8 protein-coding genes are annotated in these 13,022 nt (G+C 60.4%); 5 read left to right on the top strand and 3 right to left on the bottom strand.

Annotated features, from left to right (window positions below):
• Positions 1-11: 11 nt before the first annotated feature.
• The 3 genes from LDL28_RS10390 to LDL28_RS10380 form a co-directional block, all read right to left on the bottom strand.
• Positions 12-1,466: an HlyD family type I secretion periplasmic adaptor subunit gene (locus LDL28_RS10390; RefSeq protein ID WP_233058482.1), complete on the bottom strand. Its 1,455-nt coding sequence runs from the start codon at positions 1,464-1,466 to the stop codon at positions 12-14.
• The gene (locus LDL28_RS10385) at positions 1,463-3,676 is read right to left on the bottom strand and encodes a peptidase domain-containing ABC transporter (RefSeq protein WP_233058481.1); all 2,214 of its coding nucleotides are present in this window, start codon (positions 3,674-3,676) and stop codon (positions 1,463-1,465) included. Before LDL28_RS10385 ends, LDL28_RS10390 begins: the two co-directional genes overlap by 4 nt.
• A 98-nt stretch (positions 3,677-3,774) precedes the next feature.
• On the bottom strand, positions 3,775-4,140 hold the full coding sequence (locus LDL28_RS10380; protein WP_233058480.1) for a hypothetical protein: 366 nt from the start codon (positions 4,138-4,140) through the stop codon (positions 3,775-3,777).
• Positions 4,141-4,327: 187 nt separating this feature from the next.
• Between LDL28_RS10380 and metH the strand changes: the two genes are divergently transcribed.
• From metH to LDL28_RS10355, 5 genes are all read left to right on the top strand, one after another.
• The gene (gene metH, locus LDL28_RS10375; RefSeq protein ID WP_233058479.1) at positions 4,328-7,837 is read left to right on the top strand and encodes a methionine synthase; all 3,510 of its coding nucleotides are present in this window, start codon (positions 4,328-4,330) and stop codon (positions 7,835-7,837) included.
• Between the two features lie 399 nt (positions 7,838-8,236).
• Positions 8,237-9,235, top strand: coding sequence for a glycosyltransferase family 2 protein (locus LDL28_RS10370; RefSeq protein ID WP_233058478.1), 999 nt, complete (start codon positions 8,237-8,239; stop codon positions 9,233-9,235).
• A gap of 258 nt (positions 9,236-9,493) precedes the next feature.
• A complete protein-coding gene (locus tag LDL28_RS10365) occupies positions 9,494-10,411 on the top strand; it encodes a hypothetical protein (protein ID WP_233058477.1) in 918 nt (305 codons plus the stop codon).
• A 329-nt stretch (positions 10,412-10,740) separates the two neighbouring features.
• Positions 10,741-11,394 (top strand): ABC transporter ATP-binding protein, encoded by a 654-nt coding sequence (locus LDL28_RS10360; RefSeq protein ID WP_233058476.1) that lies wholly within the window; start codon positions 10,741-10,743, stop codon positions 11,392-11,394.
• Positions 11,395-11,760: 366 nt separating this feature from the next.
• Positions 11,761-12,948: a polysaccharide biosynthesis/export family protein gene (locus tag LDL28_RS10355; protein ID WP_233058475.1), complete on the top strand. Its 1,188-nt coding sequence runs from the start codon at positions 11,761-11,763 to the stop codon at positions 12,946-12,948.
• Positions 12,949-13,022 lie beyond the last annotated feature (74 nt).

Here is a 13,022-nt window from a genome sequence, read left to right as displayed (position 1 = left end):
ACGCCGCCCGCTCAGGGTTCGCGCATGCCGTCGGTCACGGCGGGCAGCAGGCGGTTGAGCAGGTACTGCATCATGGTCCGCCGCCCGACATGGATGTCGGCTTCCACCGGCATGCCCGGCTGCGGCTGGAAGAAAGGCGGCACCCCATGCAGGGTGTAACGGTCAATGGACAGGCGCACGCGGTAATAGGCCGCCTGCGGGTCGAGCGCGCCATCACCGCCCTGCTGGGCCGCTTCCGCCCCCGGGGCAGAGCGGGTATCGAACGAATCGGCGCTGATGACACGCACGCTGGCCTCGGCCCCACCGTACTGGGTGTAGGGAAAGGCCGCGAATTTCAGCAAGGCCCGGTCGCCCACGCGCACATAACCCGCATCCACGCCCCGCAGGCTGGCCTCCACATCCAGATGACCGCCCAGCGGCACCAGCGTCATGAGGGGTGAGGCCGCCTGTATGACGGACCCGGTGGACAGGTGCGCGATGCTGAGTACCACCGCGTCGCGCCCGGCGCGCATGACGATCAGGTCATGATGCAGCATGGCCTTGCTGTAGCCGCCATCGGCATCGGCCAGCCGGTGCTGGGCCAGCGCGAGATCCTGGTACACCGTGGCGTGCCAGTTGCTGGCGTACCCATCGCGCTGGGCCTTCATGGCATCGAGCCGGGCGCGGGTGCTGTCGGCCTCATGCCGGGCGGAGACCTGCGCGCGCACCACCTCCATCAGGGTATCCTGCGCCGCCAGCGTGGACAGGCGGCTGCCCACCTGCTCATGCTGAAGGCGCACGCGCATATCCTGCACATCCCGCGCGACACGGACACGGGCGGCATACATCGCGGCACTCGCCTCATGGCCCTGCAACTCACTTTCCAGCCCCGCGATCTGGCGGTCATAGCTGGCCATCTGGGCGTTGTATTCCGCCTGCCGGCGCAGATAGGCCGCCGCCTCCTGCACGGAAGCGGGGTCTTTCATATCCGCCACGTAGGGCTGGCCGGTCGCCTCCGCCATGCGGCGGGCGACTTCCGCGCGGTAGGCCATGACCTGCCGGCGCAGGTTGGTGACATCCGCGTCAGTCATGGTCGGGTCGAGGCGGGCCAGCACCTGCCCCTTGCGCACCCGGTCGCCCTCATGCACGTCGATGGAGCGGATGATCGCGGTTTCCAGCGGCTGGAGGACCATCGTGTCGTCAAACGGGCTCAGCCTGCCGTTGACGCTGACCACCCTGTCCAGCGGGAGGAACGTCATCACCGCCAGCGCCGCCGCGACCAGCGCGCCGACAATCCAGATCACGTAGCGCGCCGCGTCCGATGGCGGCAGTTCGATCAGCGCCGCGCTGGGCGAATAGAAGGCCAGCAGCGCGGGCGGCAGCTCAGCCGGGGCCTGCCCCCCCGCTGGCGGCACGACGGACATCTCCCCCGTGGCCGCGCCCTGCGGATTTGGAACCGGGGACAGGTCATGATCCTGCGCGCTCATGCCGCGTCCCCCCTGTCCGTGAAACGGTTCTGCTGCATCCACAGGGTGCGGTAGAGACCGCACCGCGCCAGAAGCTCGCCATGCGTGCCGATATCGACGACACGCCCCCGGTCCAGTACGCAGATCTGGCTGCAATCCACCAGCGAGGCGAGACGGTGCGACACGATCACCATGGTCCGCCCATGGGCAAGATGGCGCAGATTGGCGTTGACCACGGCCTCGCTTTCCGGATCGAGGGCGGAGGTGGCTTCATCAAGGATCAGGAGCCTCGGGTCGGAAATCACCGCGCGCGCGATCGCAAGGCGCTGGCGCTGCCCGCCCGATATGTTGGTCGAACCTTCCTCGATCCATGTATCGTAGCCTGCGGGCATGCGCTCGATGAATTCCTCGGCCCCCGCGAGGCGGGCGGCGCGCACCACGTCTTCCAGCGTCAGGCCGGGCCGGCCGGCGATGATGTTGTCACGGATGGTGCCGCGAAACAGGAAATTGTCCTGCAACACAACCCCGCACGAACGGCGCAGGTAGGTCAGGTTGATTTCACGCAGATCCACGCCATCAAGCCGGAGGTGCCCGGTATAGCCACGGCTCACGCCCTGCAGCAGCCGGGTGATGGTGGACTTGCCCGAGCCACTGCGCCCGACCAGCCCCAGCATCGCGCCAGCGGGCACGCGAAACGTGACATCCGACAGGGCGGGGCCTGGTGCGCCGGGATAGGTGAAGCCGACATCCGAAAAGGACAGCGCACCCCGAATGGGCGGGCGCAGGCCGGTCGTAAGGGCGCGGGTCTCGGTCGGGCGGTTGAGCACGGAGCCTGCCTCGGCCAGGGCGCTGCGGACCTCGTTCAAATCGTCGATCAGCCGCGCCATGCTGACCAGCGGGGCGGCGACACGCCCGCCCAGCATCGCGAACGCCATGAGCGCGCCCGCCTCCAGGCCCGAAGTCGTGGCGGTAATGGCCAGGTAGGCCCCGACCAGAATGATGCCGCGATTGATGAACAGGTCCAGCGGCATGACGGCGGTGGCCACCCAGTTGCCCATGCGCCCCGCATCCAGCGAGGCGGTGACGACGCTGGCGGTCTTTTCATCCCACACCTCCCGGCGCACCGGCTCCAGCGCCAGCGTCTTGACCGTGCGGATACCGGCGACCGTTTCGTGCAGGGCGGCGCTGCGGTCCATCTCGGCGCGTACCTGCCGGGCCACGAGCCGCGCCATGGCGGGCATCGCCACGACGATCACCACCCCGATCAGCCCCGCCGCCGCCAGCGTCATCCACGCCAGCGGCAGGCTGAGCCAGAACAGGAACGGCAGCACCACCAGCAGCGTGAACAGGTCCAGAAAGGTATTGAGCAGCCGCCCGGTCAGGAACTGCCGCACCCGGTAGATGGCCCCGACCCGGCCGATCACGTTGCCCGCCTGCTCACGTTCGAAAAACTCCAGCGGCAGGGCGAGAAGCCGGTCGAACACCGCCAGCGAGATGCGCGTATCGAGCCGTGTGGTCAGCACCAGCGTGATCTCGCGCCGGGCATGGGTCAGCAGGATTTCATAAAACGCCATGACCCCGACCAGCCCGGTCAGGGAAATGAGCGTGGCCATGGAGTGGAAATTCACCACCCGGTCAATCACCTGCATGACGATAAGCGGCGGGAAAACGGCCAGGACACTTATGACCATGGACGCGATGATCACATCGCGCAGCAGCCGCCGCTCCCCCAGCACCAGTCCGCGCAGCCATGCGAAATCGACCGGCGGTTCGGGTGCCGCGCCCTGATGCCCCGCGCGCACCAGCAGCACGGCCCCCGTCCAGACATCGCGCAGGCGCAGTTCATTGACCGCGACCGGCGGCGCGTCGGGACTGGCGAACGGATCGGCCAGCCAGACCACGCCCGTCGCCTCATCCGCGCCGACCATGAGCCCCGCCGACCCATCGGCGAACATCAGCACGACCGGCGGCATGTCGCGCATGCGCACCAGCGCGCGCCATTGCAGGTGCATGCCACGGGCGGTGCCGCCATTTTCCTCCACCCAGCGTATGAGTGCCGGAATGGAGGGCACGCTTTCATCCGGCGCGCCGGCAAAATCATGCACGTCAAGGTCGATGCCATGAAAACGCGCCGCGCGCAGCACCGCCTGCAGGCGGATCAGTTCCGGCGCGCGCCGTGCGGCCCCGTGCCCGCTGGCGGCCGGGTCCGCTGAGTGGTCTGTATGGCCCACGGCACCCCTCTGCCTTGCGGCTTTTCGTTCCTTATGGCCGCCAAGCCTAGGGGCAGAAAGCTGAAGGGTTCCTTAACGGGCGTGTTTTTCGGTTCCGATCAGGCGGCGGGCAGGGCGAAGCGCGCGCTGACCAGCACATCCCCCTCCAGCGCCGCGCGCCAGGCCCGCGCCTGCCCCACGGGCGGCAGCACGGCCACGCGCGTGAACCATTCCAGCCCGCCGGTGGCGCGCTGGCGGAAAATGTCGCCCAGTGTCGCCGCAACCGTTCCACCCCGCCCCGTGCAGCACTGGCAGCCCGTTCCGTGCCCGAACGCGGTGGCGGCCCGGGCGGGCACCACGACCAACCCGGCCCACCCGGGGGGGGGAGGCATGTCGGCGCCTGTCACCAGCAGGGTGTCGGGGCGCGGGGCCAGCCCGGTCGTGGTGGTCAGGAATTCCAGGGGGATGCGCCCGTCGGCGGTCATGACATTCTCCGTTCAGCGGGTCGGGGCCGCGACGCTCCTTCCCCCCGGGCAATGATACTGGACACCGGCTGGAAGTTGGGGGAATAAAGAGTACCAGACATACCCTGGGCAAGAACAGCCGGATATACGGGCCGAAAACGCGGCCCTGCACGGTATCTTGGCCCCGCCATGAGATTTCAGGATAACAATGACCACTCGTCCCCATCTTCTTGATGCCCTTCGTGATCAGGTTCTGCTGTGTGATGGCGGCATGGGCTCACGCGTGCAGCTTCTGGATCTGGAGGTTGAACGCGATTACTGGGGGCAGGAAAACTGCACCGAGATCCTGAACCTCTCCCGCCCCGAACTGGTGCGCGAGATCCACCGTGGCTATTTCGAGGCCGGGGCGGACATGGTGGAAACCAACAGCTTTGGCGGCACGCCCATCACGCTGGGTGAGTTCGGGCTGGCCGACCGCGCGCGTGAGATCAACCGCACCGCCGCCCATCTGGCGCGCGAAGCGGCGGAAAGTTTTTCCGACGGGCGGCACCGCTACGTGGTCGGCTCCATCGGGCCGGGCACCAAGCTGCCCTCGCTGGGCAATATCGACTATGACACGCTCGAGGCGGGCCTGACCGAACAGTGCCGTGGCCTGATTGAAGGCGGCGTGGACTGCCTGCTGATCGAGACCTGCCAGGACACGCTCCAGATCAAGGCCGCCGTCAACGGCGCCAAGATCGCCCGCGCCGAGATGGGCACGGATACCCCCATTTTCGTGCAGGTCACGGTCGAGACGACCGGCACGCTGCTCGTCGGTCCCGACATCGCGGCGGCGGCCACGGTCATCAACGCGCTGGACGTGCCGCTCATGGGCCTGAACTGCGCCACCGGCCCGCAGGAAATGGCCGAGCACGTGCGCTGGCTGAGCGAGAACTGGCCCGGCCTGATCTCGGTGCAGCCCAATGCGGGCCTGCCCGAGCTGATCAACGGCAAGACCCACTACCCGCTGACGCCGGGAGAAATGGCAAGCTGGGTCGAGCGCTTCATTACCGAGGACGGGCTGAACCTGATTGGCGGCTGCTGTGGCACGTCCACCCCGCATACGCAGGCGCTGGACCAGATGCTGCGCAAGCGCGCCGAAGGCACGGGCCGCATCCGCCCCGCCCCGGTACCCCGCAGGCCGGTATGGGTTCCGGGGGTGGCCAGCCTGTATTCACAGATGCCGCTGCGGCAGGAAAACAGCTATTTCTCCATCGGGGAACGCTGCAACGCCAACGGCTCGAAAAAATGGCGGCAGTTGCAGGAAGCGGGCGACTGGGACGGCTGCGTCGCGCTGGGGCGCGAACAGGCGGCCGAAGGCTCGAACGCGCTGGATATCTGCACGGCCTTCGTCGGCCGTGACGAAATGAAGGAGATGAACGAGGTCGTGACCCGCTTCACCTCCTCGGTCAATGCGCCGCTGGTCATTGATTCCACCGAAACCCCGGTTATCGAGGCCGCGCTGAAGCGCCACGGGGGCAAGCCCATCATCAACTCCATCAATTTCGAGGATGGGGAGGCCATAGCCAATGAGCGCATGCTGCTGGCGCGCAAATTCGGGGCCGCCGTCATTGCGCTGACCATTGATGAAACGGGCATGGCCAAGACTGCGGAAGACAAGCTGCGCATCGCGACAAGGCTGGTCGAGTTCGCGTGTGAAAAGCACGGCCTGCCCCAGTCCGACCTGATGATCGACCCGCTGACGTTCACCATCGGCACCGGCACGGAAGATGACCGCAAGCTGGGGGAATGGACGCTGGAAGGCATACGCCTGATCCGCGAACGCTTCCCGGACATCCAGATCGTGCTGGGGCTGTCCAACATCTCGTTCGGGCTGAACCCGGCGGCGCGCGCGGTGCTGAACTCGGTCTTCCTGGACCACGCGGTGCGCGCGGGCATGACGGCGGCGATCGTGCATGTCTCGAAAATCCGCCCGCTGCACCTGATCGCGGCCGAGGAAGTGAAGGTGGCCGAAGACCTGATCTTCGACCGCCGGAGCGAGGGCTATGACCCGCTCCAGCGCATGCTGGAAATCTTCGCGGACCGCAAGGCGGCCGACGCGGTCAAGAAATCACGTGCCGAGACCGCGCCCGAACGCCTGAAGGACCGCATTGTCGATGGCGACCGCAAGGGGCTGGAGGCGGACCTGGCGGAAGCGATGAAGGAGATGCCGCCGCTCGACATCATCAACACCGTGCTGCTGGATGGCATGAAGGTGGTGGGCGAACTGTTTGGCGCGGGCAAGATGCAGTTGCCCTTCGTGCTCCAGTCCGCCGAGACGATGAAGACCGCCGTCGCCTGGCTTGAGCCGCACATGGAACGGACCGAGGGGCAGGCGCGTGGCACCATGGTGCTGGCCACCGTGAAGGGGGACGTGCATGACATCGGCAAGAACCTTGTCGATATCATCCTGACCAATAACGGCTACCGGGTCATCAACCTTGGCATCAAGGTGCCGGTGGCGGACATGATCGCGGCGGCGCGTGAGCACAAGGCCGACGCGATCGGCATGTCCGGGCTGCTGGTCAAGTCCACCGTCATCATGCGCGAAAACCTGGAGGAAATGCACCGTCAGGGCATCGAGGCGCCCGTCATGCTGGGGGGGGCCGCGCTGACACGCAATTATGTGGAAGAAGACTGCACGGCGGCCTATGGCGAAAGCGGGCGCGTGGCCTATGCGCGGGATGCGTTCGATGGCCTGTCGCTTATGGACAAGGTGGTGCAGGGCGAATTCGACGCCTATCTGACCGCCATCCAGTCGCGCCGCGCGGGCAAGACCCGGCGCGACAACCGGGCGCAGGATATCGAGGACGCGGCCAATCGTGGCTTCGGCCCCGTGGATGTGGCCCAGGCCCGTGCGCGCCGGGAGCGCATGACGGCTGATGAACCCGTGCTGAACCCGCCCTTCTGGGGGCCACGGATGCTGGAAGCGACACCGGAAGCGGTGCTGCCGTTCCTGAACGAACGCTCGCTGTACCAGTTCCAGTGGGGCTTCCGTAAGCAGGGCCGCTCGCTTGAGGACTTCATGGTCTGGGCACGCCAGGAACTGCGTCCGGTCCTGCGCCGCATGCTGGCGCTGTGCACGGAATATGATATCCTGCATCCCCGCGCCAGCTACGGCTACTGGAAGGCCGCGGGCGAGGGCAATGACCTCGTGCTGTTTGGCGAAGACGGCACGACGGAGGCCGCGCGCTTCACCCTGCCCCGCCAGCCGCGTGAGGATGGGGCCTGCATAGCCGACTTCGTGCGCGATATTGACGACGCCGAGCGTGATGTGATCGGGCTGCAGGTGGTGACCGTCGGGCAGGATGCATCCGACAAGGCGCGTGAGTGGTTCGAGGCGGACCGTTACAAGGACTACCTCTACCTGCATGGCCTTTCGGTCGAGATGGCGGAGGCCATGGCGGAATATACCCATAAGCGCATCCGTGCCGAAATGGGCTTTGCCGCCGAGGATGACCGCGACATGGCCAGGCTGCTCCAGCAGGGCTATCGCGGGTCGCGCTATTCGTTCGGCTATCCCGCCTGCCCCCGGCTGGAGGAACAGGAACCGATCCTGAAGCTGCTGGATGCGGAGAAAATCGGCGTTTCCCTGACCGACGGGTTCCAGCTTCACCCCGAACAGTCCACTTCGGCGCTTGTTATTTTCAACCCGCGGGCCAAGTATTTCTCGATCTGAGCGGCATCGGGCGGGGCATCATGACGGGGGGCACGCTACGCCCCCCATGGCTTGTTCCGCCCCGTCCGCCGCCAGCAGGGCCGTGTTTGCGGCCAGACATCCCTTTATGCAGGCATGACAGAAGGGTGTCTGGAACAACCTGACCAGGACGCATTTTGCGGATCATAAGAAATTTTTTGGTAAATCTTTTTTTAAAAAACTTCCGGGTGAAAATATTTGCGGAAGATATTCATGTATGTCGGTAGTTTTATGCAGAGAATGACAATCATGTTCATGTAAAACATATAGAACCGGCTTCGGAACTGGTCTGCCTCTTTTTTGACGTTTCAGTATATTATCATTATATTATAAAACCCTTTTCGATCAGTATCCAATAATCTGGCCGTATAGATATACCGTATGAACGTGCAGCCCTGTCCCGCCCCGTGTCTTGCCATTGTTGTACCCTGTTACAACGAATCAGAGATATTTCCTGTCTGCCTGACGGAACTGGGAAACTGCCTGCGCACCATGGTTGAGGGCGGCCTGATAAGCCCGGAAAGCTACCTGTTATTCGTGGATGACGGCAGCCGCGACGATACATGGGCACAGATCAATACTGCCGTTACGCGGCATGCTTATGTCCGCGGTCTCAAACTGTCCTGCAACAAGGGGCACCAGGCTGCCCTGTTAAGCGGTCTGGCCCATGCGGATGGGGCGGATATTATCGTCAGTATCGATGCCGACCTGCAGGATGACACTGCCGCCATAGAAAAAATGGTGCGCGCCTATCTGGGCGGGCATGATGTTGTTTACGGTGTCCGGTCGTGTCGGCAGGCGGATACGGCTTTCAAGCGCATAACGGCGGAAATGTTCTATCGGCTCATGACCGCGATGGGGGTCCGGCAGGTCTTCAATCATGCCGATTTCCGCCTGTTAAGCAGCCGTGCCCGGGATGCGCTGCTGGAATACCGGGAACGGAACATTTATATTCGCGGCCTGATCCCGCTTATCGGTTTTCCCTCAACGGAAGTTCATTACGACCGCAGGGAGCGTACGGCGGGAGTTTCCAAATACCCCCTTCATAAAATGATCGCGCTGGCGCTGGAGGGCATCACGTCCATGACCGTCACGCCACTCAGGCTGATCACGCTGGGTGGTTTCTGTATCAGTTTTATGTCCGTGCTGGCGATTGTCGTGGTTTTGATAAATAAAATAGCCGGAAACCCGATACAGGGATGGGCATCCGTTATCGTCGCCATTTTCTTTATTGGCGGAATCCAGATGCTGAGCCTTGGGATTATTGGAGAATATATCGGCAAAATCTATCTGGAAACCAAGCAGCGCCCCCGGTTTCATATCGAGGAGAAAGAGGGTTTCCACAGCAGAATACTCACATTGACACAAAAATATAAATAGATACTCTAAAAATTATTTATATGAGAATAAATTATGAAGTATGGTTTTGAAAAATTCAGAACATTAGTTAACAATAATAACCTGATATTTTTCATATTTATATGTTTTCTATGCTCCCTGAACTTCCTGCTGTATTATATCCTTACGCCTCCCCACACATCCGTGGCAAATAGTACATGCCAATGGGATTGTATCTGGTATCTGGATATTGCCAAACACGGGTATTCCCCCCTTCCCGTTCTTCATGATCCGCGGGAAATGGCCAAGGCCAACTGGCCTTTTTTCCCGCTTTATCCCGCATTGTCCCATATCATACAGGCCGTATTCCATATCAGTACCCTATGGGCGGAACTGGATCTCAACCTTGTGTTGTGGCCCGTGCTTATCTATCTGTGCCACAGGGAAATGACCGGGCGCGGCATTGGTGTCGATAGAACCGGCTTTGCCCTTTTCTGTGTCATATATCCATTCAATGTCTGGTACACCGCCCAGTATTCAGAGGGTGTTTTTGGCATTCTCCTAATCTCCATCCTTATCGCCCTCCAGCGTAACGCCGTTCCATGGGCAGCCTTTTTGTGTTTCCTGCTCAGTCTTTCCCGCCCTACCGGCTTTGTTGCCGCTTCACTGATCGCCGGGTGGTGGACCGGCCGACAGATGGATATGAAAAACATTTCTTCCACATGGAAAAAACTTGTCTCCCCCCTTCAGGAAAGTGCCCTGCTTCTTTCCGCTGCCGGGGCGGGTCTTTCCATCTTTGTATTCTATCTTTTACATGTAACAGGCGACGGTTTTGCATTTTCTCATGTGGAGGCAACATGGAACAGGCATTTCAGGTTCCTCCCCCTTGGTATTATTCATGATATAAAACAGAGACATAACCACAGGATTGAATTTTTCATCTTTTTTATTGGGGCATGCTATTTTTCATACCGAATGATCCGGATGAAATGGGATCTCAGCGCCCTTATCCTCCTGCCCATCATGTTCATCGCAGCGTCCACGGGTTTGCAGTCCATTGAACGCTATGCGTTTTCTAATCCGCTCATGATGGAATTCCTGGCTTTTCTCGTGCTTTCCAAACCCATGAAGACACAATCTAAAATCTTGACGATTCTGTTCATCCTGCATATCGTCGTAATCGAATTGTGGTTCCACAGGAATATTTTACTTATCTAGATGAAAAAATATACCATCATTTCAATAATATTATTTATATTCGATATATCCGCGTTCGTCTGTGCATTGCACCCGAAAGTGCCAGACGAATATCGGGATTATTACCTGAAACACACCATTAGAAAACAGGAATATATCGACAGGGCACTGAAAACAGAAAAACTTTATCCCCCCAGACCGATATGCCCTGTCGGAACATGCTGATGAAATAATGGCCGGGAATCCATAATGCGGCTGCACTTCGCGTGGATCCGCACCTGTCGGTTTTAACATGACCGACCGCGTAAATTCCTGTCGTCAAGCTGGCGCGAAAATCGTAGAATACCCGCATGATCAGATTTGATAATGTCACCAAAGTCTATCATGCCCGTGGTATCAACAAATGCGTGCTGGATCATCAGTCCTTTACAATCGAGCGGGGCCAGGCGATTGGCGTGGTGGGCGTGAACGGCGCGGGGAAATCAACCCTGACCCGTATGATCGCAGGCATTGAATATCCGACCAGCGGCACGATCACCCGGGAAATGTCCGTCTCATGGCCATTGGGGTTTGGTGGCGCGTTTCAGGGCAGCCTGACCGGATCGGACAACACGCGGTTCATCGCGCGCATCTACGGTCGGCCTATTGATGAAATGCTTTATTATGTCAACGACTTTGCACGTCTGGGCCATTATTTCCATGTCCCGATAAAGACATATTCCTCAGGTATGTTGTCACGTCTGGCCTTTGCGGTTTCGCTTGCCATCAAATTCGACTGTTATCTGGTGGATGAGGTCACGGCCGTAGGCGATCAGTCCTTCCGGACGCAGTGCCGTGACGCCCTGCTTGAGCGTCGCCAGCACGGCAGTCTTGTCATGGTTTCGCATGACCCTAATACGCTGCGTGACTACTGTGATACAGGCGCCATTTTACGTGATGGTCACCTGACGTTTTATGACACGGTGGAAGAGGCCATTGCCGCATCGCAGGTTCTTTACCAATAGTTCCCTCCTAAAAAGCATGAACACAACTTTTTAATCCTGTTCAAAAGTAAATCCGGCACCGGGATGTAACGCGTCCTTATGTAGGCCAATTATATCTTTGGTTTATCTGTTGCCCTTGGTTCGGTTCCAGTTGATCATCTGGGGCCCGCATAGTAAACCTGAAGGGGGTTATCCGTCTGGATATCCTGCTTTCAACTTGATGCCCCCGCAACAGTCAGAAGAAACCATTTTACCAGAATGTCAGCCCAGATCCCTGCCCTGTCGATGCTTTGCCGTGTTCTTTCCAGTTGCGGGAAAACTGTTGTCACATCCGGGCAGGAAAAAGATTCGGCCGGCAGGCCGTCGGCCTGCGCAGGCCGGTGGGCCATGATTCTGGGATTGCCCCTTCTTGTACTGCAGGCAGGGTGCAACACGCTTCCCAGCAGCGGTCCGGTGCAGTCCCAGATTACCGACCAGCAGAAGAACCCCAAAAAGAATACGGTGGGTTTCCGCATTATTCCGATAACGCCCGAGCTGGTTACTTTACTGCACCAGGAGCAGCCACCCACGCTGGCGTCCCTCGAATCAACCCCTTCCACTCCCAGCCAGAATGACCAGATCGGCCCTGGAGATGACCTGCAGATCTCCATCTATGAAGTGGGGAACGGTCTTTTCAACGGCGGCAATGAGTCGCACAGCACCAGTTCTTCGCAGGATCTGACCACATCAACCGGGATCGGGGGGGCACCGACATCGGGCGCCATGGCCACGGCCCTGCCGCCGGTGGAGGTCAATGCCGCCGGAAATATCGTGCTGCCCTATATTGGCCAGTTCCATGTTTCCGGCCTGACAACCACCCAGATCGCAGACCGCATCCGTGCGGGAATGACGAAAATTTCCCGTGCGCCGCAGGTCGTTGTCCGCACCACGAGCGACCAGACCAATTCCGTCATCATCTATGGGGAAGTCACACGTTCGGGCCGTGTGCCGCTGACCCCCAACAAGGAAAGGGTTCTGGATATCGTCGCGCTGTCCGGTGGGGCGACCCACCCGGCCGAGGACACCCTGGTACAGTTGACCCGCAATGACAGGATCGTACAGGCACCCCTGAAAATTGTGGAAGATACGCCCGAACAGAATATCCTGCTTCAGTCAGGCGACAGGGTGCAGCTTTTGTACATGCCACGTAATTTTACCGTATTCGGGGCAAGCGACAAAATATCGGAAGTCCCCTTTTCCACACCCGACCTGAGCCTTGCGGAAGGTCTGGCCCGTGTGGGGGGGCCATCGGACAGCCGTGCCGACCCGAATGCCGTTTATCTGTTCCGGTTTGAAGACCGGAACATTGCCCAGAAACTGAATGTTCCGGTGGATGCGGGACAGGCCACCGTACCTGTCGTCTATCAGTTGGACATGATGAACCCTGCGAATTTTTTCCTGGCGCAGGATTTCCCAATGCGGAACAGTGACCTGATCTACATTGCCAACGCAAAAATAAATAACTTCAATAAATTCTTCAATCTTCTGAGCACCATCGTAAGCCCGGGCATCACCGCGGCGTACATGGCCAGATAACGGTCCCGGCCCGGTTCAGGACGGGTAGATCATTAACTGGCCGTTTTTATTGTTTTTCCAAAATGACGCGCGGG

Origin of the sequence: Komagataeibacter sp. FNDCR2 (genome assembly GCF_021295395.1) — a bacterium.
In the GTDB taxonomy this organism is placed as follows: Bacteria; Pseudomonadota; Alphaproteobacteria; order Acetobacterales; family Acetobacteraceae; genus Komagataeibacter.
Note: the sequence above shows the minus strand (reverse complement) of the source record. Positions and strands in the feature narration are given on the sequence as shown.

Bases quoted from the DNA above. Each gene is read 5' to 3' on its own strand.
- LDL28_RS10390 (WP_233058482.1), bottom strand. From the start codon at position 1,466: ATGAGCGCGCAGGATCATGACCTGTCCCCGGTTCCAAATCCGCAGGGC.
- LDL28_RS10380 (WP_233058480.1), bottom strand. From the start codon at position 4,140: ATGACCGCCGACGGGCGCATCCCCCTGGAATTCCTGACCACCACGACC.
- metH (WP_233058479.1), top strand. From the start codon at position 4,328: ATGACCACTCGTCCCCATCTTCTTGATGCCCTTCGTGATCAGGTTCTG.
- LDL28_RS10370 (WP_233058478.1), top strand. From the start codon at position 8,237: ATGAACGTGCAGCCCTGTCCCGCCCCGTGTCTTGCCATTGTTGTACCC.
- LDL28_RS10365 (WP_233058477.1), top strand. From the start codon at position 9,494: ATGGCCAAGGCCAACTGGCCTTTTTTCCCGCTTTATCCCGCATTGTCC.
- LDL28_RS10360 (WP_233058476.1), top strand. From the start codon at position 10,741: ATGATCAGATTTGATAATGTCACCAAAGTCTATCATGCCCGTGGTATC.
- LDL28_RS10355 (WP_233058475.1), top strand. From the start codon at position 11,761: ATGATTCTGGGATTGCCCCTTCTTGTACTGCAGGCAGGGTGCAACACG.